Origin of the sequence: Prochlorococcus marinus str. MIT 9302 (assembly GCF_000759975.1) — a bacterium.
Classification (GTDB): Bacteria; Cyanobacteriota; Cyanobacteriia; order PCC-6307; family Cyanobiaceae; genus Prochlorococcus_A; species Prochlorococcus_A marinus_M.
This window is the reverse complement of record NZ_JNAM01000005.1, coordinates 196153-220863: the sequence shown is the minus strand read 5'-3', so window position 1 is coordinate 220863 and position 24711 is coordinate 196153. Positions and strand designations below refer to the sequence as shown.

At 29.3% G+C, this 24711-nt stretch carries 22 protein-coding genes and 1 tRNA gene; 8 read left to right on the top strand and 15 right to left on the bottom strand.

The window, feature by feature from the left end; all coding sequences use genetic code 11:
* Position 1: 1 nt before the first annotated feature.
* From EU96_RS06415 to EU96_RS06430, 4 genes are all read right to left on the bottom strand, one after another.
* Entirely contained in the window at positions 2 to 649 is a 648-nt protein-coding gene (locus tag EU96_RS06415) for a PHP domain-containing protein (RefSeq protein ID WP_032526204.1), read from the bottom strand.
* A complete protein-coding gene (hemJ, locus tag EU96_RS06420) occupies positions 642 to 1208 on the bottom strand; it encodes a protoporphyrinogen oxidase HemJ (RefSeq protein WP_032526203.1) in 567 nt (188 codons plus the stop codon). Before hemJ ends, EU96_RS06415 begins: the two co-directional genes overlap by 8 nt.
* 88 nt (positions 1209 to 1296) lie before the next feature.
* A complete protein-coding gene (gene uvrC, locus EU96_RS06425) occupies positions 1297 to 3255 on the bottom strand; it encodes an excinuclease ABC subunit UvrC (RefSeq protein WP_032526201.1) in 1959 nt (652 codons plus the stop codon).
* Between the two features lie 9 nt (positions 3256 to 3264).
* Positions 3265 to 3753 carry a flavin reductase family protein gene (locus EU96_RS06430; protein ID WP_032526200.1) on the bottom strand — a complete coding sequence of 163 codons (489 nt, stop codon included), beginning with the start codon at positions 3751 to 3753 and terminating at the stop codon, positions 3265 to 3267.
* 59 nt (positions 3754 to 3812) lie between these two features.
* On the opposite strand from EU96_RS06430, the gene coaD reads away from it, so the two are divergent.
* A complete protein-coding gene (coaD, locus tag EU96_RS06435) occupies positions 3813 to 4286 on the top strand; it encodes a pantetheine-phosphate adenylyltransferase (RefSeq protein ID WP_032526199.1) in 474 nt (157 codons plus the stop codon).
* 5 nt (positions 4287 to 4291) lie between these two features.
* Here the strand turns inward: coaD and EU96_RS06440 are convergent, their stop codons facing one another.
* Genes EU96_RS06440 through dapF form a run of 4 tightly spaced genes read right to left on the bottom strand, consistent with a single transcriptional unit; the run spans position 4292 to position 8181 of the window.
* Positions 4292 to 5515 carry a D-alanyl-D-alanine carboxypeptidase gene (locus EU96_RS06440; protein WP_032526238.1) on the bottom strand — a complete coding sequence of 408 codons (1224 nt, stop codon included), beginning with the start codon at positions 5513 to 5515 and terminating at the stop codon, positions 4292 to 4294.
* Positions 5516 to 5522: 7 nt separating this feature from the next.
* Entirely contained in the window at positions 5523 to 6149 is a 627-nt protein-coding gene (locus EU96_RS06445; protein WP_032526198.1) for a DUF1995 family protein, read from the bottom strand.
* Positions 6149 to 7321 (bottom strand): cysteine desulfurase family protein, encoded by a 1173-nt coding sequence (locus EU96_RS06450; protein WP_032526197.1) that lies wholly within the window; start codon positions 7319 to 7321, stop codon positions 6149 to 6151. The genes EU96_RS06445 and EU96_RS06450 overlap by 1 nt, the downstream gene beginning before the upstream one ends.
* Entirely contained in the window at positions 7321 to 8181 is an 861-nt protein-coding gene (dapF, locus tag EU96_RS06455) for a diaminopimelate epimerase (protein ID WP_032526196.1), read from the bottom strand. The genes EU96_RS06450 and dapF overlap by 1 nt, the downstream gene beginning before the upstream one ends.
* Positions 8182 to 8288: 107 nt before the next feature.
* Here dapF and leuS point away from each other — a divergent pair, with 107 nt between their 5' ends.
* Complete coding sequence (gene leuS / locus EU96_RS06460) at positions 8289 to 10859, top strand: leucine--tRNA ligase (protein WP_032526195.1); 2571 nt, start codon at positions 8289 to 8291, stop codon at positions 10857 to 10859.
* On the opposite strand, the gene EU96_RS06465 is transcribed toward leuS, so the two are convergent.
* Entirely contained in the window at positions 10856 to 12439 is a 1584-nt protein-coding gene (locus EU96_RS06465) for a glucose-6-phosphate isomerase (protein ID WP_032526193.1), read from the bottom strand. The genes leuS and EU96_RS06465 overlap by 4 nt on opposite strands.
* Positions 12440 to 12615: 176 nt before the next feature.
* Between EU96_RS06465 and purN the strand changes: the two genes are divergently transcribed.
* The gene (gene purN / locus EU96_RS06470; protein WP_032526192.1) at positions 12616 to 13272 is read left to right on the top strand and encodes a phosphoribosylglycinamide formyltransferase; all 657 of its coding nucleotides are present in this window, start codon (positions 12616 to 12618) and stop codon (positions 13270 to 13272) included.
* Here purN and argC read toward each other — a convergent pair.
* On the bottom strand, positions 13256 to 14311 hold the full coding sequence (gene argC, locus EU96_RS06475) for an N-acetyl-gamma-glutamyl-phosphate reductase (RefSeq protein ID WP_032526191.1): 1056 nt from the start codon (positions 14309 to 14311) through the stop codon (positions 13256 to 13258). The genes purN and argC overlap by 17 nt on opposite strands.
* An 88-nt stretch (positions 14312 to 14399) precedes the next feature.
* Between argC and ribBA the strand changes: the two genes are divergently transcribed.
* Positions 14400 to 16124: a bifunctional 3,4-dihydroxy-2-butanone-4-phosphate synthase/GTP cyclohydrolase II gene (gene ribBA, locus EU96_RS06480; protein ID WP_032526190.1), complete on the top strand. Its 1725-nt coding sequence runs from the start codon at positions 14400 to 14402 to the stop codon at positions 16122 to 16124.
* A 5-nt stretch (positions 16125 to 16129) separates the two neighbouring features.
* Here ribBA and EU96_RS06485 read toward each other — a convergent pair whose 3' ends face one another.
* From EU96_RS06485 to EU96_RS06505, 5 genes are all read right to left on the bottom strand, one after another.
* Complete coding sequence (locus EU96_RS06485) at positions 16130 to 16567, bottom strand: peptidylprolyl isomerase (protein WP_032526189.1); 438 nt, start codon at positions 16565 to 16567, stop codon at positions 16130 to 16132.
* A 37-nt stretch (positions 16568 to 16604) separates the two neighbouring features.
* On the bottom strand, positions 16605 to 16988 hold the full coding sequence (locus tag EU96_RS06490; RefSeq protein WP_032526188.1) for a DUF3110 domain-containing protein: 384 nt from the start codon (positions 16986 to 16988) through the stop codon (positions 16605 to 16607).
* Between the two features lie 34 nt (positions 16989 to 17022).
* On the bottom strand, positions 17023 to 17982 hold the full coding sequence (locus EU96_RS06495) for a DnaJ C-terminal domain-containing protein (RefSeq protein WP_032526187.1): 960 nt from the start codon (positions 17980 to 17982) through the stop codon (positions 17023 to 17025).
* Positions 17933 to 19930, bottom strand: a complete 1998-nt coding sequence (gene dnaK / locus EU96_RS06500) for a molecular chaperone DnaK (RefSeq protein WP_032526186.1) — start codon at positions 19928 to 19930, stop codon at positions 17933 to 17935. Before dnaK ends, EU96_RS06495 begins: the two co-directional genes overlap by 50 nt.
* Before the next feature lie 214 nt (positions 19931 to 20144).
* A tRNA-Ser gene (locus EU96_RS06505) sits at positions 20145 to 20231 on the bottom strand.
* 49 nt (positions 20232 to 20280) lie between these two features.
* Here EU96_RS06505 and EU96_RS06510 point away from each other — a divergent pair.
* From EU96_RS06510 to htpG, 4 genes are all read left to right on the top strand, one after another.
* Entirely contained in the window at positions 20281 to 20655 is a 375-nt protein-coding gene (locus tag EU96_RS06510; protein WP_032526184.1) for a 2Fe-2S iron-sulfur cluster-binding protein, read from the top strand.
* Positions 20656 to 20660: 5 nt separating this feature from the next.
* Positions 20661 to 21509, top strand: coding sequence for an inositol monophosphatase family protein (locus EU96_RS06515; protein WP_032526182.1), 849 nt, complete (start codon positions 20661 to 20663; stop codon positions 21507 to 21509).
* An 18-nt stretch (positions 21510 to 21527) separates the two neighbouring features.
* Positions 21528 to 22679 carry an ATP phosphoribosyltransferase regulatory subunit gene (locus EU96_RS06520; RefSeq protein ID WP_032526180.1) on the top strand — a complete coding sequence of 384 codons (1152 nt, stop codon included), beginning with the start codon at positions 21528 to 21530 and terminating at the stop codon, positions 22677 to 22679.
* A gap of 119 nt (positions 22680 to 22798) precedes the next feature.
* Positions 22799 to 24703 carry a molecular chaperone HtpG gene (gene htpG, locus EU96_RS06525; RefSeq protein ID WP_032526178.1) on the top strand — a complete coding sequence of 635 codons (1905 nt, stop codon included), beginning with the start codon at positions 22799 to 22801 and terminating at the stop codon, positions 24701 to 24703.
* Positions 24704 to 24711: the final 8 nt, after the last annotated feature.

Here is a 24711-nt window from a genome sequence, read left to right as displayed (position 1 = left end):
ATTATCTGCCTAATAGTGAAAGTCCATGACTATCTGTTCCGCATGTTTTTAGCATTGAATATTTATCTGCTAATTTATCTATTTCTGAACAGACAAATAAACTAGGATTCCATACTTCATTAAGTTCATAATCGTACCAAACCTCTATTCCATCAATACCTTGTATTTTGGCCTCTGGAATTAATTTATAAAAGGGAATCCTGTACCTTGCCGGATGTGCAAGAAATGATAAACCACCAGCTAAATTTATTGCATTAGTAACTGATTTAATATTTAAATCATTACCTATTGGTGATTCTCCAAGGATGTAGGGATTAAGGTATCTACTTTTTATATCTATTCCCAATCCAATTACATGTACTAAACATCCTAGAATCAAACAATTAATTTCTATTCCCGAAATTAATTTAAAAGAATCTTTAGGATAATTTGTGAGTATATTATTTTTTTTTATATATTCATGAGCTTTAATTGTATGATGATCGGTTATTGATAAAAATTTCAAGTTATTTTTATAAGCTTGTTCTAAAAGTTCATACGGTTCTAAACTTCCATCACTAAATTTTGTATGACAGTGAAAATTAATATTTTTAGGACAACTATATTTATTAATATTGGAAGTTAATTTAATTAAGTCTTCCCTATTCATTACTTAATGAATTCTCATTTTTCTTTCTAATCTTTGCATATAATTGTATTGAAGCCAACATGAAAATAACAAGTCCAACTACACTCCATGTAGCTACACTGGTTGGGAAATTATTTTTAAAAATAACTAAAAGTACAATTATAAATAATAATAAAGTAGGCAATTCATTTAATAATCTTAGATTTTTTGCTGAAATGGTTGAGGTGCCATTTTGTAATGAATACATTATTTTATAACAATAAGAATGATAAATTACTAATCCCAAAACAAAAGAAATTTTAATTTGCAACCACTTCTCACTTAACCAACTTGGCTGCATAATAACCATGCATATAGCCATACTTAAAGCTAATATCATCCCAGGAGTTGTGATTATATTCGCCAGCCTTTTTTCCATCAAGGTGTATTGTTTATTAAAGGCAATTTTTAATTCATTATCCATATTTTTAGATTCTTCATGATATATAAAAAGTCTTACTAAATAAAAAAGTCCCGAAAACCAAACGATTACACCAATAATGTGAAGTGATTTAAACCAGAGATATGCTTCAGCTGCCAAATTACTAGATTAATTTATAAATATATATTTTTAATATAGTTATATTTAACAACAACAAGAATTCTCTTTTTCAAAAATTAATTAATATTTATAACTCGTTAAAATAATCATATATATCATTTACTGAATTTTTTCCAAGTCCTTTAACTTTTGATAAATCCTCTTTACTAGCTATTCTTATCGCGTCTATTGATTTAAAATGTTCAAGCAGTTCTCTTATTCTTGATGGCCCCAATCCACTGATTTGGGATAGTTGTGATCTATTCATTCTCTTAGATCTTTTGTCTCTATGAAATGATAATGCAAATCTATGTGCTTCATCTCTTATCCTTCTTAATAGAAGAACTCCTTTTTGATTTTCATCAGTATCAAGAGATTTTGTAAAGCCTGGAATAAATATTTCTTCATTTTTTTTTGCCAATGAACATATAGTAACTTCCTCCTCAAGATTTAATTCTTTTAATGCTTTAATAGCTGCATTTAACTGCCCTTTCCCTCCGTCAATCATTATTAAATCAGGCCAATCTGATAGAAGTTGATTATCTAATTTGCTATTCGTTTTATCATTTAATATTGAAAAATCTCCTCCGCTATTTTTAAACCTTGACCATTTTTTAAACCTTCTATGTATTACTTCATATATCGAGGCAAAATCATCACTATGCCCTATAAAAACGTTTGGATCTTTTATCTTATATTTCCTATAATGCTGTTTAGAAGGAATACCATCAATAAAAACGACTTGTGATGCTACAGGGTCTGTACCTTGAATATGGCTTATATCATAACCTTCAATTCTTTTAGGTTGTTCGCTTAATTCAAGTATTTGAGCTAGATCCTCAATTGATGATTCATTATCTTTTATCCCATTTAATATCCTATCTAATTCTAATTTTGCATTTTTTAAAACCATTTCTACAGTTTCATGTTTTTTATTTCTTTTTGGGATTATAATTTTTACTTTCTTTTTTCTTAGCTCCGTTAACCAATCCTCTATTGTTGTTTGTTTTGGAAGGTTATATTGCATAAGAATTTCTGATGGTATTTCTACGCCTTCAACATTCATATAATGCTCTTCTAATACCCTTTGTAGTATAAGATTTTCATCTTCATTATTTAATTTTTGACTATAGCCAATTCTACCAATTAATTTACCAGATCTCATTTGAAAGATTTGGATACTAGCTACGTTTTTTTCTGAAACTATTCCAAAAATATCTCTATTAATTGAAGAATCTGGAATTGATATTTTTTGTGATTCAGTTAATAATTTTAAACCTGAAATTTGGTCTCTTATTTTTGCTGCATTCTCATAATCTAAATCATTTGAGAATCGCATCATTTTTTGGTTTAAAACTATTTCTAAGTCATCATTTCTTCCCTGAAATATCATAGATACTTGTTTCATTATTTTTTTATAATCGTCAGAAGATATTATTTCTTGGCATACACCTGGACATCTTCCTATTGAATAATTCAAACAAGTTCTATCTTTATAGACTGGCCTTGGTCTTTGTCTAAGTGGAAAAATTTTTTTTATCGTAAATAATGTTCTCCTTAATAATCCGACATCAACATAAGGTCCATAATATCTATCTAAATTATTTCTATTTCTTCTTCTTCTTGTAATAAATATTCGAGGATATTTCTCACTCCAAGTTATGCAAAGATATGGATATTTCTTATCATCCTTTAAAAGAATATTAAAGTATGGTTTGTTTGTTTTTATTAAATTTGACTCTAAATTTAGTGCTTCATATTCGCTATCTGTAACTATAATTTCGATTTCAGTTATTTGACGAACCATCAAACTCAATCTTGGAGTTAAATCTGAAAAATTATTGAAATAACTACTTACTCTACTGCGTAGTTTTTTAGATTTGCCAATATAAAGTAAATTGTTATCTATGTCTTTAAAAAGATAACAACCAGATGATTTTGGAATTTCGGATAGTCTTGATTTTAATAACTCCTTATTGTTAATTAATTTATATTCAATTTTGAAATTATATTTATTATCTATTGTTTTGATAGAGGAATTGATCATTTAAGATGGTTAACCTCCATAATTCCAGCCAGTTGAAGATAAATTGAGTGAGTCAACATCATTATTCAAATAAGCCGATTGAACTTCTCCTACAAAAACGGTATGGTCTCCATGAATAACATTTCCAACAACATTACATTCAACTCCACCGACACTATCAACTAAAATAGGCAAACCAAGCTCTCCTAAATTAAATTCAACTGATTCAAATCTACCTCCTAATGCTTTTTGTGGTTTAAAGAAAATTGCTGCTAGATCCTTTTGATCACTTTTAAGTACATTTAATGAGAACTTATTTGTAGATTTTATTATTTCATGACTAGAACCCTCTGCTCTAACAGCCATAACAACTAATGGGGGGTTGAAGGAACCTTGAGTCACCCAACTAGCAGTAAATCCATTCACTTCATTTTTATCTTCGTCTCTAACGCCACAAATAAATAATCCGTGCGGTATTTTTCTTAATAAGATTTTTTTTGCTTCTAGATTTAATGTCATAATTGATTTATCTAATAATCTTATTTTAGCTAAATTTTTTATTTGATCATAATAAATTCATGAAAATTCTTTATCCAGGTACATTTGATCCACTAACAAACGGACATATTGATTTAATTGAAAGGGCAGAAAAATTATTTGCCAATCTAGTTGTTGCTGTTTTAGAAAATACTTCTAAAACACCAACATTTAATCTTCAAAAAAGAATATTACAAATAAAAAATTCTCTTTCCCATTTACCTAATGTTGAAGTTATTTCTTATTCAGGCCTAACTGTCGATTGTGCAAAAGATTTAAAAGCTAACCTTATTTTAAGAGGGTTAAGAGCAATGAGTGATTTTGAGTATGAACTTCAGATTGCACATACAAATAAATCTCTAAATAATGATATTGAAACTATATTTTTATCCACAAATACAAATTTTAGTTTTCTTAGTAGCTCTTTAGTAAAAGAAGTTGCAAAATTTGGTGGAGAAATTAAACACATGGTACCTCCCTCCGTTGAAAGAGATTTAAAAGAATATTTTAAATAAAATATTTAGTTACATGATTTTATGTAATAAACATCACGTAATAATTTAAAAGCTTTTTCTTTATCAATATTATTAGAATTTTGGATAATGCTAATAATTATTGGCTCTCCATTTTTATATAAATAGCCAGATAATGCAAATACATTTGAGAGAGTACCAGTTTTTCCAAAAAACTTTCCTGATAATTCACTATTAACAAATCGATTAGCTAATGTTCCTCTTAATCCCATAATTGAAAGTGTAGATTGATAAGCTTTAAAATCATTTGAATATCTCATTTTATCTAAAAACAATACAACTAACTTTGTTGTAATTTTATTATTTCTAGACAATCCACTAGCATCTGTAAAGTATGTATTATTTACTGGGAGACCTTTATTTTCTAACCAATTTTTTAACTTTATATAATCATTGTCGTTCCATGTATTTGAGGCATTTTTAAAGAGAGATTCTGCAGTAAAATTATGGCTTTCAGAATTTATTAGAGTTAATAATGAAAGAATTGGAGTTGAGTATATTTTCTTTATCTCGATAGTATCTTTTAAATAGAATTTTTTTTCTGAATCATAAAAATTAATATTTATATTTGAATTTAAAAATTTATTTTTTAAATAGTTTTTAATAAAATTTTTTAAAGCATAAATATCTTCATATTTATTGTGATTACTTTCTATTGCAAGAGAAGTAATTGGAGATCCATATTCGTAAAGTTTATCAGTATTTGTCCAACCATTAGGCCAATGTAATTCTGAATCGATTTCTACAATATTAAAGTTAATAATTTTATTTTCTTTAACATTCGAAATTAGTTCAATTATATTTTCATAATTCAGATCTGGATCACCTTGACCAATCAAATAATAATTTTTCTTATTTTTTTTTAATAACGAAGTCTTTAAATTATTATTTAATTTATATTTACTTAAAACATAAGCTGATGAGAATAACTTTTGATTTGATGCTGGCAACCTTGGAACTTCATCATTATAGGAACTAATTATTGTCCCTTTATTATTGATAATTGATACACTAAATGAATTATCAAGAGTTTGATTCAATAAAGCATCATAGTTAGGACATATTTTGTTATTAGTAATTATTACAGGGAAATTAAAATAAATACTATTTAAAATACTTATTTTTTGATTTATTAGTAAATATCTTATTAAGTAAGGTGATGTTACTAAAGCAATAACAATCAGGAAAACAGAATAAAATTTTTTTTTCACATTCAATCTATAAATTTACAAAAATAGATTCATTATCGGGTTTAATTTCAAATTCTTTTTTTAAAAAATATTTTTTGTTTTCTTCTTTGAAAAGCAACCAGTTATTAGGATAAATATGCATAAGAGCTGCTTTATTTAAAGGTTGAAGAAAATAAATATTTTTCCATGTTTTAACAAAGTTTTTACGTCTCTCTCTAATAACACTTCCTATACCAATATTCGCATCTTCAAATTTTGGATTTAATGAATAATGAGTCCCTTGATAATTATTAGACATAGGTTCAAATGAATCAAAATCATAAGGCTGAGGTATCATCGATATCATTGTACTATCAATATTATTTATATTATTAGATTCATTAAATGCTTTAAAAGTAGAAATTCTATCTTTGATATCTGGATAGTCTCTTTGAGCCAAAGCTACCGCTCCTTGATCAGCAAATGTTATGAATACATTATTATTTTTAGCTAATATTTTATAAATAGTTATTCCTATTCTGTTAAATTTCAATCCTTCAAAATTAAATTCTATAGTAAATCTTTTATCTGAATCTAATAAAGTTGGAATGATTGCATCCTCCATATTTTTAAGAGATTCGTTTAAATCTTTAGGTAGTCTGTACTTACTTGCCATTAAAATTTGTCAATGCATATTTGAATAAGTTCTAAAAATTTATCTATTTCTGACTTATTGTTTATTGAACCTAAAGTAACACGAATATTTGAATATAGTTCATCATCTTTAAAACCAATATTCTTTAGGGTTGAACTAGGTTTCCCAGATGAACTTGAACATGCACTTCCACTACTTATTGCTATATGATTTTCTGACATGAAATTAACAATTTTATAGGCCCTTATAGGCTCAAATAGTTTATTTAATATTAGAAATGAAATATGATTAGGAAGTCTATGGTTAATACTGCCAGTAATCTTTATGTGATTATTATCCTCAATTTTTTTAAAAAAATAATTTTTAAGTTTATTAATATTATTTGAAGGGAATTCAGTTATGTAATCATATAATTTTATTTTTCCTTTAATATTCTTTAATGATTCATACATTCCAGCGATTAATGGCAAAGCTTGTGTACCTTGTCTAATTGAATATTCCTGGGTAAGTGATATGTCTTTATTTTTTAAAATCATTCTAGACTTTTCTTTTGTTAAAAGTATACCTATACCTTTTGGACCTCCAAATTTATGAGCAGATAAACTTAAAAAGTCACATTTAAGATCTCGCCAACTGAATATTCCATTACTTAATATTTGAGTTCCATCTAAATGAAACATTATATTTAATTTTTCACATTTTGAACCTATAAATTGAACAGGTTGTATTGTACCAATTTCACTTTGTCCCCAAATAATTGATACAAGCTTAGTGTCTTTAGTTAAAATTTTTTCAATATTTAAAATATTTAAAATTCCATCATTATTTACAGTCCATTCACATATATCCCAGCTTTGTTTTCTTAGTTTATTAGCACATATAGTTGTTGCCTGATGTTCAATATTTGAAATAACAACTCTACCATTTTTAAAGCTCTCATAGATTTTACTAAATACAATATTTGTCGATTCCGAAGAACCAGATGTAAAAATTATATCCTCTGGTTCTGCATCAAATATATAAGCAATTTTAGATCTAATTTTTTCAAGATATGTAGAGCATTTTATACCCTGCTCATATGTGGATGATGGATTACACCAATAATTCCTATAAGTTGAATTTATTATATTTAAAACATTATCAGATAATGGAGTTGTAGATGCATTATCTAAATAGATAAAATTATTATCCATTAATTTACTAACATTGATCCCGAGAAAACCTTTTTAGCATTACCCGTCATCATGACTTCACTATCGTCTTTTGACCAATCAATCTTAAGATTACCTCCTGGTAAAGTTACTATGGTTTCTGAATTACAAAGGCCTAATTTGTAAGCTGCTACATGAATAGCACAAGCTCCTGTTCCACAGGCTAAGGTTGGACCTGCGCCTCTTTCCCATACTTTTACATTTATATTATCTCTATTTAGGATTTGACAAAAATGAACATTAGTTTTTTCTGGAAATAATTCATTTTTTTCAAATATAGGACCAAGTCTAGAAAAAGCAATTGACTCTAAGTCTTGCACAAAGAATATTAAATGAGGATTTCCCATGCCTACTGCATAACCTTTATTATTAAAATTTTTCTCAATAAAATCATGTGAAGGAAGTGAATTAGTTTTTTTTTCGATTTTTGTTGGAATATTTTGACTATCTAAAATTGGTACTCCCATTTTTACTGTAATTTCATCATTTATGTATTTTGCAATTTTTAAACCAGCCTTAGTCTCAATTTTATATTCAATATTTTTATTCTTAATTGAATCATTTAAATGGAGATACTCAACTAAACACCTGATTCCGTTTCCACACATTTGTGCCTCAGAACCATCAGAATTAAAGATTATCATTTTTGCATAATTATCTTCATTAGGTTCTTCTATAAAAATTACACCATCAGCTCCAACACCAAATTGTCTGTTACAAATTTTTTTTATATCAAAAAATTTATTTGTCTTGTAATTTTTATATAGTTCATTTCCTCTGGAATCAATTACTAAAAAATCATTTCCGTTTCCTTGATATTTTTCAAAATTTATATTTTTCATTTGTAGATAATATATTTTAAATTTTAATTATAAATTATTCCTTTTAACAATCTATTTCTATTTTATACAATGGATATTAAAATAATAATTTAATAAATAAGAATTAAGTGATTTCTCCTGATAAACAATATGAATTTGATACCAATTTATATAATCCATCTGAAATAGAAAAAAAATGGCAGTCAATATGGACAGAAAACGATTTATATAAAACCGATGTATTAACTGAGAATAGCGAAAAATTTTATGCCTTATCAATGTTCCCATACCCATCAGGTAATCTTCATATGGGTCATGTTAGGAATTATGTCATTACAGACTTAATAGCTCGGTTTCAAAGGTTTAAGGGGAAAACTGTTTTGCATCCAATGGGTTGGGACGCATTTGGTTTGCCTGCAGAGAATGCAGCGATTGAAAGGGGAATTAGTCCAAATGTCTGGACTAAAAAAAATATTTCTCATATGAAGTCACAATTAAAGCTTTTGGGATTATCAGTTGATTGGGAAAGGGAATTTGCCACCTGTGATGAAAATTATTATATTTGGACACAATATCTATTTTTAGAGTTATACAAGGCAGGTCTTGTTTATCAAAAGGAATCAGAAGTAAATTGGGATCCTATAGATAATACGGTCTTAGCGAATGAACAAGTTGACTCAGAGGGTAAATCTTGGAGATCTGGAGCTTTAGTTGAAAAGAAATTATTAAAGCAATGGTTTTTAAGGATTACTAACTATGCAGATGAGTTATTAAAGGATTTAGAAAAATTAGATAATTGGCCTGAGAGAGTAAAAATAATGCAAGATAATTGGATTGGAAAATCAATTGGTACAAATATTATTTTCAATATTAATAACAAACCAAAAGAGAGAATAACTGTATTCACAACAAGACCTGATACTTTATTTGGAGTTACCTATTTGGCAATTTCGATTAATCATTCATTAATTAAAAATATTTCTGATCACGCAACTTTACAAGAAATAGAAAAACTAAAACTATATTTGAAAAAAAATACAAATAATGATCTTGAAAAAATTGGAATAAAAACTAGCTTAATAGCTATAAATCCAGTAAATTCTGAACCTATACCTATTTGGGTGGCAAGTTATGTTCTTGATGAATACGGTACAGGTGCTGTCATGGGTGTACCTGCTCATGATCTAAGAGATTTTGAATTTGCCAAGAAAAACAATATAGATATTAAAGAGGTAATAGTAAAAGAAAAAAGTGAATCAAGTATCGAGCTTGATAATGCTTATGTAGAAAATGGATTTCTTATTAATTCAAATCAATACGATGGTTTAGAAAATACTATTGCTAAATTAAAAATATCAGAGGACGGAGTAAATAATGGATGGGCTGAAAATAAGATTCAATATCGTCTAAGAGATTGGTTAATATCTAGACAAAGATATTGGGGATGTCCCATACCAATAGTTAACTGTAAAAAATGTGGTTCTGTTCCTTTAAAACAATCAGAATTACCTGTTTCCTTACCAAAAGATATAGAAATCTCAGCAAATAAGATTAATTCTCTAGGTGATAATAATAATTGGATAAGTACAACATGTCCAAAATGTGGAACAGCTGCTATAAAAGAAACTGATACTATGGACACTTTCATGTGTTCATCTTGGTATTTTTTAAGATATCCATCGTCAAAATGTTCGAATAAGCCATTTAAAAAGATTGAAATTAATAATTGGTTGCCCGTAGATCAATATGTTGGAGGAGTAGAGCATGCAATTTTGCATTTGTTATATGCAAGATTTTTCACTAAAGCCCTCCGAGATAATAAACTATTTGAAATTGATGAACCATTCAAAAAACTATTAACTCAAGGAATGGTTCAGGCCGCTGCCTATAAAAACAATAAAACAGGTAAATATGTTTCTCCCTCAGATATTTCGGACCTATCAAATCCAACAGATCCAATTGACAATTCTAAACTTGAAGTTCTTTTTGAGAAGATGTCCAAATCAAAATATAATGGAATAGATCCTGAATCTGTAATTAAAAAATATGGGGCAGATACAGCAAGAATGTTTATATTATTTAAAGCACCACCAGAAAAAGATTTGGAATGGGGAGATACAGATGTTGAAGGACAATTTAGATTTTTAAGCAGGATTTGGAAGCTGTATATAAATTGCGAAAAAGATATAAATAGTAAAAATAAGTCCTATCCAGATAAAGAAAAAGCTTTAATAAAGTCAATGAATATTGCAATTAAAGAAATTACAAATGACATAATAAATAACCAATTTAATACAGCGATTTCAGAACTAATGAAGTTTTATAATTCATTATCAAATTTGATTAATGACGTAAACAAAAATTTAAAAAATGATGCTTTAAAAACATTTTGTATTTTGTTGGCTCCATTTGCTCCTCATATCGCAGAAGAAATATGGCATCTTATAGGATTTAAAAATTCTGTTCATTTAGAACACTGGCCTTCATTTAATGTCGAAGCACTAAAAGAAGATTCATATGAACTAGTAATACAAGTGAATGGAAAAGTTAGAGACAAAATAAATATTAATAATGAAATCAATGAAGATCAAATAAAGGAATTAACACTTAAAAGACCAAACATATTAAAGTGGACTAAAGATAAAGAAATTAGAAAAATAATTATTGTTAAAGGAAAAATTATGAATATTGTTGTTTAAAATTTTGTTTTTTGAATAACTAATGAATTTGGATTTGACCAGTCGCCCTTAACTAAATAATCATCATTACCGAAACACATTTCACGGAGGATGAAAAATATAGGTTCTTTTACTGAATTATCAAATAATGATGTTATATCATTTATAGAATATTCTCCTCCTTTGTCTAACAAATCACTTACTTTTTGTTGATAATCAATAATATTTGCAGCTGCTTTCTTTCCAGCTTCAACACCAGGTTGATCATATGCATTTATATTTACTAATTCAGCATAGAAAGATACAGCCCTCTCAAATAAAGCGATTAAGGAACCTAGTGAAAAACAATTTAATTCTTCTAATGTGATAGTGATACTTTGTCTGTTTTCACTAGAAAGTGCGGATCTGGTTCCTTGCAAAAAACCAGAAAGATATTCTTTAGGATTCTCTTTATCATTAAAAATATTAGTCGAGGGAGAATCTAATAATTCAATAAAAATACAAAAGAAGTTATCAATACCATCTCTCAGTTGCTGAACATAAGCATGTTGATCTGTAGATCCTTTATTACCAAAAACTGAAATACCTTGATTAACCACTTCACCATTCCTATTGAATTTCTTACCTAATGATTCCATTACTAATTGTTGAAGATATTTACTAAATACTTGTAACCTATCTCTATAAGGTAAAACAACCATATCTCTCTTCCCAACGCCATCACCAGTTAAATACCATGCAGATGACAATAATGCTGCGGGATTATTTTTAAAATCGCTTGTACGTGTTGCCTCATCCATTAATGATGCACCTCTAATAAATTCAAATATATTTTCATTAATAAGAGCTAATGGAAGTAATCCAACAGCACTTGTAATACTAGTTCTTCCTCCAACCCAATCTTGTAAATTAAAAATTTTTAACCAATTTTCAGTAGTAGCTTTTTTAAATAACTTACTATCTTTCATAGTTATAGCTATCGCATTTGAATTCCATTCAAGAGAATTGTTCTCACAATGACTTTTAATAATTTCCATAGCAATTCTAGGTTCAGGGGTACCACCTGATTTGCTTACTACTACAAATAATGTTGTAGATAGTTTTTCAGATAATTCTTCTAACTTTTCGCTAATTAAAAATGGATCAACATTATCGATATAAGAAAATTCTAATCCTGTTGAGTACTTTTGTAGTGACTCTGTAATAAGTAATGGGCCTAATCCACTTCCACCAATTCCTATCCAAAGAACATCAGTGTAGTTCTGATTATTCTGATTCTTAATATTTCCATTTAATATTTGTTTACCAAATTCAGAAATATCATTAATATCTGAACTAATCTCCTCTCCTATTTTGGAAGATGGAGAAATTGTTGGATTTCTAAGCCAATAATGTCCAACTTGTCTATTTTCATCAATATTTGAGATTGCACCATTTTCTAATTTTTTTATTGATGAAAAAACATCTATAAATTTCTCTTCTAAAGAGCCTATTTCATCATTTGTAAAATTAATTTTGCTTATGTCTAACCATATATTTAATTTTTTATCAAACCAAAGATAATTACAAAATTTATCCCATGAGTTTAAATCTCCATTCATTTTATATATTTGTTTCTTTTATTTATTTAATTATATCTATAGGAATAGTACAAAGATTTAAATCATTTAAAATTGTTTAAATATTTATTTTAAATAAATATGTTTTTAAATATACACAATTAATAAAGTAGGTTTTTTTTATTTCATATAAAATTATCATTGGATAAAATAAAAATTTGGAAAAATCATTTAACTACATAATTTCGCCTGAGATATCTGAATTTAGAAGATTTTCTCCAAAATTAAAAATAGGTGTACTTGCTTCTGGGCAAGGAACAAACTTTCAGGAGTTAATTAATCTCTCAGAAAAAGGAGAATTAGATATTGATATAAAAGTTCTTATAACTAACAAGGATGAAGCAGGTTGTATAAAAAGAGCTGAAAATGTAGAAATACCTCATAAAATAATAAGAGGTAATGACTTTTCACAAAAAGAGTTATTTGAATTAGAAATTATAAATACTTTAATTCATTACGATGTTGAACTTATTGTAATGGCTGGCTGGATGAAAATCGTCACTCCTTTTTTTATTAAGAAATTTAAGAATAAAATTATAAATATTCACCCTTCATTACTTCCTGCATATAAGGGTGGTTCTGCGATAAAGGACTCTATATTAAATGGTTCAAAAATAACTGGTTGTTCAGTACATTTTGTTGATGAGGAGGTAGATAGTGGTTCTTTGATTATGCAAGCTGCATTGTCAATTAGAGATGATGATGACATTGAATCACTTTCCAAAAGAATACATATGCTTGAGCATAAAATTTTACCTCACTCAATCTCTCATGCTGGTTTTTTGATAAGAAGTAATTTTATGGAAAGTTATTAGTTAACTCAAGACCTTCATCCATTGATAATCCACTCATAATATTTAAATTTTGAATTGCTTGCCCAGTCTGTCCTTTTAACAAATTATCAATTACTGATAAAATAATAATCCTTCCATTTCGAATATCAACTTTAACAGAAAGGAATATTTGGTTGGTATTTTTAACCCATTTTGTTGATGGAAATGTATCTACAGGTAAGACTTTAATATTTTTGAAATTTCTATAATAATTGTCCAAGAGAATTCTGCAATCATCAGATGTTAATCCTGGATCTCTTAATCTCCCATATATAGTCGAATGCATACCCCTTGAAATTGGAATCAAATGAGGAGTAAAAAGCAGTTCAATTTTATTTCCAGAAATTATAGATGCTATTTGTTCTATCTCTGAGGTATGTCTATGGTTTATCAATCCATATGCTGATAGAGTTTCTCCACATTCTGATAAGAGTAGCTTTTGGTTTGGTTCTCGACCCCCTCCAGAAGTTCCGCTTTTAGAATCAATTACTATACCCTCATTTTCAATAATTCCTTGTGATAGATAAGGAGCTAGTGGAATAAGAGCAGATGTTGGATAACATCCTGGACAAGCAATTAATCTTCCTTTTGAAATGGCTTCTTTATTTATTTCAGGAAGACCGTAGACTGCCTCTTTACATAAATCATCATCATTTCTCTTATAAATAATAGCTTCTTTGGAATATACTTTTTTCCATTCATCTAAGGATTTATATCTGTAATCAGCAGATAAATCAATAACTTTAACTCCTCTATCTAATAATTTCCTTGTCAAAGTTGAAGATAGGCCATTTGGTAAGCAAAGCAGAGCAACATCTGCATTGTTTGAAATATTCTCTACTGAAATTTCTTCTATATAAGGATCATTATCTAGATAAATAAAAGGGAAATTATCATTCCACTTTAAACCAGATGTTTTATTACCTCCTAAAAATGAAATTTTGTAGTTTTTATTTTTCTTTAAAAGATTTACCGCTTGAATACCGCCGTAACCAGTAGCACCTACTATTGCAACATTCATTTCTTTGAATTGGCAGACTTTGAGATAGGATTGTAAAGTGTTAAATTAAGGGTAACTAAAACACTATTTTTCTATATTGATAGGAATAATGAAAGAAACAAGTCCCAAATCAAATAATGGAACAATTTTGGATATTAATAAATCTTTTAAAATTGAATTTGATCCTATAAGCGATGCATTAGCAGCAATAAGAAATGGTGAATGCATAATTGTGGTAGATGATGAAAGAAGAGAGAATGAGGGTGATTTAATTTGTGCGGCTCAGTTTGCCACACCTCAGCAAATTAATTTCATGGCTACTGAAGGACGTGGTCTTATATGTCTAGCTATGCAAGGTGAAAAACTCGACTCTTTAGATTTACCTTTAATGGTAGATAGAAATACGGATGAAAATCAAACCGCGTTTACTATATCAATTGATGCTGGACCTGAAAATAACGTTTCGACAGGAATATCAGCTGAAGACAGAGCTAAGACCATTCAAGTTGCTATAAATCCAAATACAAAACCAGAAGAATTAAGGAGGCCAGGACACATATTTCCTTTAAGAGCTAAAAAAGGTGGAGTTTTAAAAAGGGCAGGTCATACTGAAGCAGCAGTAGATATTGCCGCAATGTCAGGACTTTATCCCGCTGGAGTGATTTGTGAAATACAAAATCCTGACGGATCCATGTCAAGACTTCCACAACTTAAAGAGTATGCAAAACAGTGGGGAATGAAATTAATATCCATAGCTGACTTAATAAGTTATCGGTTTCAAACTGAGAGATTTGTATTCAGAAAATCTGATGCAGTTCTTCCAAGTATTTTTGGGAATTTCAAAGCTTATGGATATGTTAATGAACTTGATGGTTCAGAGCACGTTGCATTAGTTAAACAAAAAGCATCAAGATTAAGCGAACCTGTATTAGTAAGAATGCATTCAGAATGCTTAACGGGTGACGCTTTTGGATCATTACGTTGTGATTGTAGACCTCAGTTAGAGGCTGCATTGTCAAGGATAGAAAAGGAAGAAGAGGGTGTTGTTGTTTATTTGAGGCAAGAAGGGAGAGGGATTGGTCTTATAAATAAACTAAAAGCATATAGTTTACAGGATGGAGGATTAGACACAGTAGAAGCCAATGAAAAATTAGGATTTCCTGCAGATCTAAGAAATTATGGAGTTGGAGCGCAAATATTAACTGATCTTGGTATTAAAAAATTAAAATTACTTACGAACAATCCTAGAAAGATTGCTGGATTAGGCGGTTATGGAATTGAAGTTATTGAGAGAGTTCCATTAGTGATTTGTCCAAATGATAATAATGCTGAATATTTGAGTGTTAAGAAAACAAAGCTTGGCCACATGTTTGATGAAGATATTTCTAATCCTAGGAATATCGATCCATTTATATCTATTTTTCTTGATGGAAACTATAAATCTATAGATCTAGTTTCAATAAAAAATAAAGTTATTAAATTCTGTAATATTCAAAACATTAATATTAAACTCGAAAGTACTCCTAGATTATTGGCTTTTTGGAATCGTCCAAAATTAGTTTGGAAAATTTTACACGATCGAAATAGAACTAATTCCAACATTACTGATGAAGAAATAAAGAATATAGAATTATTTATTCAGTTTTTATCTAAATACGAAAACAGTACAAAGGTTGGGGTTATTGTTTCTAGAAATATTGAACAAGCATTACATCCCAAAAGTAGCATCAAACTTATCAAAACTAAATTTACTATTAATAATGAAATTTTATATTCATCTACAAGAAAATTTAATCTAGATAAAGAGACATTTAGTATAGTTTTTGAAGACTAAAGTTACTAATTAAGAGTTGCCTTTAAAATTTTTGATCCGTTAGTAAGCTTTAGCACTACATCCATATCATCTGTCTTACCAAAAACAGTATGAAGTCCATCGAGATGAGGCTGTGATTCATAAACTATAAAAAACTGACTACCACCTGTATCCTTTCCTGCATGAGCCATAGAAAGTGAACCTTTTAAATGTTTATTGGAATTGATTTCACATTTAATATTATATCCAGGGCCTCCAGTTCCAGGCATACCAGATGCTCCATCACGAGTATTTGGACATCCACCCTGAGCCATAAATCCAGGAATAACTCTGTGAAATGATAGACCATCATAAAAACCATCACCAATCAACTTAGTGAAGTTTTTAACTGTATTAGGTGCGTCGTCAGAGAAAAATTCAATATTAATGTTTCCAACTTCTGTCTCAAATAATGCAGTTGTCATTTTTTATTTGTTTAATAATTAATTGATATTTTAATAGCTAAAGCAACTTTTCAAGGTTTTCCTTAATGGTATTTATATCAATGTTATCTTTATTATTATTTTTTTCTTCATCCCAATTTTCAACTTCTAGGTTTTTCTGGGGTGGTGAAATTAATAACCTATCTTCTGCGGTTTTAGGTACAAAATTTTTTTCTACTAATTTACATTCATAATCTAATTTAATGCAGAAATCTTTTATTTCCTGGATGTTGATCATTTCAACTTTTGGCAAAGGAAAATCTTGAGCTTCTAGTAGACCACAATATCTTGTTGCATCATCCTTATCTTCAAACATAAGAACAATGGTCCTTCCTTTAAGTTCGATTGAATGAATTCCTTCCTTATCTGTTCCTGAATTATATAAAAGAACAAATATATTCATAAGTATCGACTTTTCTATTTATTATAGTATTTGATTAAGAATCAGAAAGTGATAGTTCTTGTAATCTTGTATATAAAGCAATTTCTTCATCATTAATATCAGCTGGTATCACTACCAAGATTTCAACATATTGATCACCTACATTATCTTCGAAAGTTAAACCCCTACCTTTCAAACGTAACATTCTTCCCGTAGATGATTTTGGTGGAACTTGAAGTGTGACATTTCCATCAAGAGTAGGAACCTCTACTGCACAACCAAGAAGAGCATCATGAGGAAATAACTCTAATTTATAAAGAACTCTTAAACCATCAATTCTTAGACCACTTTCCGTTTGAACTTTTAACTGTAGATAATGATCTTTACCTCCTCTTGCAATATTTTCAAGTCTTAATCGCCATCCATCTCCAGCGAAAGGAGGTGTGTCAACTTCTACTACGGTTTCATCTTCAAGTTCTATTAAAATTGAAGCTCCATTTAATGCCTCATCAGGAGTTAATTCAATAACTGTTTCAATATCTTGATGGAGTTTAACTGGAGGCGGTTCTTCTGGAGAGGTTGTAGGGTATTCATAATTATTAAATTCATCATTATTTGTATTTATCGATTCATCATCAAATGGTTCATTGTCATATTCCTCGTCATTCTTTGGTGAGTATTCATATCCAAATAATGAATCAAGATAATCTTGAAAATCAGGAAATCCTGTCTTGAAATTATTATTTTCGTAATCATCCTGGATATTTTCATCCGAACTATTTTTCCTTATATTAGGATCACGTAGATATTCGTATGCTTCATTAATTAATTTAAATCTTTCTTCTGCATTAAGATCATTTTTATTTAAATCTGGATGCCATTTTCTTGCTTCTCTTCGAAAGGCCTTTTTAAGTTCTTTATCATCGAAATCAGGGGATAAACCCAAAATCGACAAATAATCTTTTTTAGAGGAAGTAGTCATTGTCCCATGGATCATCGTCCCTAGAATTACCATACCTCGAATTTCTATAATTTCTATTCATTTGATTATCCCAAGGATCATCATCCCAATAATCATCTGAAAAGAGTTCATCCTTTAATGATCCAAATGTATTTTTAATGCCCTGTAAGGGATTATTATCAGTTTTCTTTTCTGCCGCAAATTTTCTGTTTAAGCCGAATAATGCTTCTTGTAGAGCACTTACTGAAATTTCTAATTCTTGAGGATCATTGTCATCTATATACTCTTCAACATCTTGAATGGCTAATTCAACAGCTCGTTGTTGCCTTTCGGCCCCATAAGGGCCAAATTCTAATGAAGCATCCCTAAGTCTTCTCTCAGCTTGCGCAATAAGAGTTAAAGCGCTGTTTTTTCTATCAATCACAGATCTTCTCTTCCTATCTTCATTAGCTTTTGCTTTAGCTTCTTCAATTATCGAATTTATTTCTTGTTCATTTAAATTAGAACCTCCAGAAATTGAAACTATTTGCTTTCGACCAGTTGTTCTATCAGTCGCACTTACTTCTAGAAGACCATTAGCATCAATATCAAATGCTACTTGAACTTGTGGTATTCCTCTTGGTGCTGGTGGTATTCCTGACAACCTAAATTTACCAAGTGATTTATTTTCAGAGGCTAAAGGCCTTTCTCCCTGTCGTACTTGAACAACTACTGAAGATTGATTAGCTTCAGATGTACTAAAAACATCAGATTGTCTTACTGGTATTGGTGTATTACGAGGTATTAGTACCTTCATAAGACCTCCAATAGTTTCTAAACCTAAAGATAGAGGTGTAACGTCGTTTAGCAGTAAATCTTGCAAATCGCCACTAATTATTCCGGATTGTATTGCAGCGCCAATTGCAACTACTTCATCTGGATTAACAGATTGACATGGATCATTAGGCACTAGAGTCTTGACTAATTGTTGAACCATTGGGATTCTAGTGCTACCACCGACAAGAACTACCTCATCTATATCTTCTGCGATCCATCCAGAGTCATCTAAGGCAATTTGCACAGGTTCTAATAATCTGTCTAATAGATCTTGAGATAATGATTCAAATATTTTTCTATCTATGGTCTCTTCAATGTGTAATGGACCCTCTTTACTTGTGGTGATAAAAGGTAATGATATTTTTGTTTTTAACAATCCTGATAATTCACATTTAGCTTTTTCAGAAGCTTCAGTTAATCTCTGCAATGCTTGTCTATCCCTTCTTAAATCAATATCATGTTTAGCAAGAAATTTTTCAGCAAGCCAATCTACTATTTTTGAGTCAAAATTGTTTCCTCCTAGTTGAGTATCTCCACAAGTAGCTTTAACATCAAATACACCATTAGAAATTTTTAATAATGAGACATCAAAAGTTCCACCCCCTAAATCAAAAACTAAAACATTATTAGAGGAACTTTTTTCAAAACCATAAGCTAGAGCAGCTGCTGTAGGTTCATTTAGGATTCTATCAACTTTTATACCAGCTAATATTGCAGAATCCTTAGTAGCCTGCCTTTGAGATTCATTAAAATATGCAGGGACAGTAATAACAGCAGAGTCAACAGTATCTCCAAGATATGTTTCAGCATCATTAATTAACTTTCTAATTAATGAGCTCACTAACTCTTCAGGAGCATACTCTCTTTTTGTATTAGGACTAAGAACCCTAACACTTCCAGTATTATTTGCTTTGACATTGTAGGGAACAGAAATACTTGTTTCATCTAGTTCGTCCCAGTCGCTACCAATAAATCTTTTTAAGTTATAAAAGGTATTCTTTGGATTTAATACAAGTTGTCTTCTTGCTTGGTCACCTATTACTATTTCTCTGTCTTTTGTAAAACCAACTATTGATGGTGTAGTTCTAGAACCTTCAGAATTTGCAATAACAATTGGACGACCAGCTTCTATAACTCCTACAACAGAGTTAGTAGTACCTAAATCTATTCCAACTATTTGCCCCATGATTTTAGATCGCTAAATAAAAGCAAAATTTACTAATAATTTAATTAATTTTTATCTTAGATATTTACATATAATAGTAAAAATCAAATTTTTTCAACTTATTTTAAATAAAGTAAGATTATTTATAACCTATCAAACTAACTGCTTTCTATTTTAAAATATATTCTACAGACAAAATTGTTGATGTTATCAACCTAAATCAACTAATATAATACGGAGAGAGAGGGATTCGAACCCTCGATAAAGTTGCCCCTATACAGCATTTCCAGTGCTGCGCCTTCAACCACTCGGCCACCTCTCCCAAGATAACCATTTTAACCCTTGATCATCCCATTTTTGAGGAAAGTTATTTGAAAAAGACTTTCACAGTCACGATTAAAAATAAGGCAACCGGAAAGTTCTACCAAGAACAGGTTAATAGTGATGAGTACATCCTTAAGGAATTTGAAAAGAAAGGTTTCAAACTTGCATTTTCATGTAGAAATGGTTGCTGTACAAGTTGTGCAGTTAAAATAATTTCTGGTACGTTGCAACAACCTGAAGCCATGGGTGTTTCTCAAGCCTTAAAAGATAAAGGGTATGCTCTACTTTGTGTCGCTAAAGCAACTTCAAATCTTGAGGTTGAAACTACATATGAAGATGAAGTTTACGAATTACAATTTGGACAATATTTTGGGAGGGGAAATACAAGAGTAGCGCCACCTTGGGAATTTGAGGAAGATTAATTATCATGTTTGAATTAAGTGAAATAGAGAAACTCGCAAATCAAGTAAATATATCCAGTTTGTATGAAATAGCCAAGAACTCAGCTCAAATTGGTAATGAAATTCTAAAAATTAATTACAATAAAATTCAGAAAATATCATCAAAGGGTAGGAAAGGTGATCTAGTAACCAATGTAGATTTGGAAGTTGAAAATAAAATAAAAGAATATTTATTAGAAAAGACCCCAAACATATCTATCAATGCAGAGGAATCGGGTAAGTTAAATAAATCCTCTAATTTAACATGGTGTATAGACCCATTAGACGGTACAACAAATTATTCTCATGGATATCCTTTTTTTGGAACTTCTATTGGTCTTATATATAAAAACAACCCAATTTTAGGTGCTATATCAGTACCTTATTTAAATGAATTATATTCAGCCTGTATCGGTTTAGGATCATTCTGTAATGATATTGAACTTAAAGTATCGAGTCCTTCTAAGCTTTCTGATAGTCTACTTGTAACTGGTTTCTCTTATGACAGATTTGAGACAGAGGATAATAATTATGCTGAATTTTGTTATCTAACACATAAAACTAGAGGTGTCAGAAGAGGAGGAGCAGCAGCTGTAGATTTAGCATTTGTTGCTTCAGGTAAGGTCGATGGATACTGGGAAAGAGGATTGGAGGTATGGGACCTAGCGGCCGGTGCTATCATTGTAAAAGAGGCTGGTGGAATTATTTCAGATTATCCATCAGGTAAATTTAATTTAAATTCTGGAAGAATTTTAGCTTGTTCTCCCAGCGTTGAAAATGAATTAAAAAATGAACTAGATAAGGTTTCTCCATTTAAAAAAAATCTCTATACCTAAAATTCGTTAAATATTAAAATGACAGATATAAAAGAAATTAAATTAGTCGATGTAAAAAATAACTCTAATATTATAAATAATCTAAATAATATTTATAAACTATGGGGCTATGAAGAGGTTTCACCGTCATTTATAAATACTTTAGAGACGATAAAAGGCCGTGGAGTTATTGAAGAAAATCAGGTTGTGGGAATAGTAAGTAATAATTCATTATGTCTTAGGCCAGAAATGACAACATCTATTGTTAAATTGTCATCTACTAGATTAATAAATAAGAACAGACCTATAAGATTATTTACCAATGGAATGGTCTTTGATAAGAAATTAAATAATAAAAATTCTTTTAAATTACAAGAAAAACTACAGAGTGGAATCGAATTAATTGGATATGATACAAAATACCCAGAAATTGAAGTTATTAATATTTTGTTTGATGCAATCGATAATATTAATTTGAAGGATAGTTGTAATTTATTTCTACTAGTAAGCACCACAAAAATAATGGATTTAATCTTAAATAAATATAAGAATAATAATTTAGAAGAAATTAAGAAAAGTCTGGTTAACTTTGATCAAGATAAATTATCTAATTTACGGATTGATGAAGATGATAAATTTATTCTTAAAGATATCTTATTCACAAGAGGAGAACCAATTACAATATTAAAAAAATTGAAAGCTAAATATGGCACTAGTAAAACATTAGATGACTTAAATTTTTTATTTGAAATATTATCAAAAATATCAAATAAATATGGTGTTAAATTACAACTTGATCCCACGTTTCAACCTCACTTGAATTTATATGAAGGAATAGTTTTTCAACTTATAGGGGATGATGGTAAAAATAAAAGCGTTGTGGCAAAAGGCGGAAGATATGATGAATTGGTAAGATCCTTTAGTCCTAATGAGAAAATCTTAAATGGCATTGGATTTACAATTTCAATAGACATCTTACGAAATTTAATTAGGGAAGAAAAGACAGATAAAAAAAAGATTTTATTAATGTTTAAAGATTCTTATTTGTTAGAAAAAGGTATGAATGAACAAAAAGAACAACAGAAAAGAGGAAATATTGCTGTCTTACATTTAAATCCATGTGATGACCTAGCTAAAGCCAATCAAATAATGAAAGAAAACAATTGTAGTGAGATTTTGTGGGTTATATAAAACTATTTCAAAATTTATTTAGGTTTTTAAATTTATATATTGTTCGGACAATACTCCTAATTAAACTTGATTAACTAGTTTTTAGGAAATAGGATTTATAATGATTGATTTTTTTTTAAATGGAAAAAGGCGAAATTCGTATTAATACCGAAAATATTTTCCCAATTATCAAGAAGGCAGTATATTCTGACCATGAAATCTTTTTAAGAGAACTTGTTAGTAATAGTGTTGACGCAATAAGTAAACGAAGAATGGCATCTATGGCAGGCGACTGCGAAAATACTGAAAAAGCTCAAGTAAAAATATCTATTGACCGTGAGAATAATACCCTAACAATTTCTGATAATGGAATTGGAATGAATGATGAAGAAATTAAGAAGTACATAAACCAAGTAGCATTCTCTAGCGCAGAAGAATTCCTAACAAAATACAAAAAAGATAATGATGAATTTATAGGCCATTTTGGACTTGGTTTTTATTCAAGTTTCATGGTGGCAGATAGAGTTGATATATTAACTAAATCAGCAATTGGAGAATCAAAAGCATTCAAGTGGTCTTGTGATGGATCGCCAAATTTCACGTTAGATGAGTCAGAAAGAGAGACAATTGGTACAGATGTGATACTTCACCTACTTGATGAAGAAAAAGAGTTTATAGAGCCTGAAAGGATTAAATCATTAATAAAAAAATATTGTGATTTCATGCCAATAGATGTTTTATTAGATGGTGAGACAATTAATAAGAAAAATCCTCCATGGAGAAAACAACCTAGTGAATTAAAAGATGAAGATTATATTGAGTTGTATAAATACCTTTATCCTTTTCAGGGAGATCCACTCTTATGGATTCATCTAAATACAGATTATCCATATGACATACAAGGGATATTGTATTTTCCTAAGTTGTCTGGTCGAGCTGACTGGGAAAAGGGAGAAATTAAACTATTTTGTAATCAAGTATTTGTAAGTGATTCGATTAAAGAGATAGTACCAAAATACCTTTTACCTCTAAGAGGAGTAATTGACTCTACAGATATACCGCTAAATGTTAGTAGAAGCGCATTACAAACTGATAGAAAAGTAAGATCTATATCTTCATTTATTTCAAAAAAAATCGCTAATAAACTGAAGGATTTAATAAAAAATTCTCCAGAATTTTATGCAGAAATTTGGGATTCTATTTCTGCTTTTATTAAAATTGGTGCTATCGAAGATGAAAAATTTTCTGATTTAGTACATAACAGTATAATTTTCGAAACAATAATCAATCCGGATAAAGACGTAACTAAGGATATTGAAAATAAATCTCTTATAAAATCCAATGATAAGTATTTCACAACTCTCGCAAATTACAAAGAACGAAATAAGATAAATGACTCTAAGAAAATTATTTATTGTTCAGATTTAATTTCTCAGTCAAGTTCATTAAATATCTGTTTATCTGATAACAAAGAAGTTATCAAATCAGATCCCTTAATTGATGCACAATTTCTCCCATGGTTAGAAAGTAAAAACGAAGATTATCAATTCCAAAGAGTTGATTCAGAAATCAATGAACTTGATGAAAAGGAATCAAAAGAAATTGTTGATAAGGATGGTAAATCAAATAAAGAAAATCTTAGAGATACAATAGTTAAGGCACTTAACAATGAAAAAGTAACAGTTAAAGTTCAGTCACTATCAAGCAAAGGTGCTCCCCCTGCAATGATCTTGCTTCCAGAACAAATGAGAAGAATTAATGATATGGGTGCTTACATGGAACAAAAGATGCCTGGCTTACCTGAATATCATGTTCTTTTAATTAATAAAGAACATCCACTTATTATTGGCCTCAATAAAATTACAGGAAATAAAATAATTGTTGATAAAAAAGATCCTGATGAAAATCCATTGGCATCTAAAATCGCTAATCATGTTTATGATATGGCTAAATTATCCGTTGGTGGATTAGATCAAGAACAGATAATTAATTTACAAAATAATAATGCTGAATTAATTTCAGAATTACTTAATTCAACAACATAAGTCGTGTG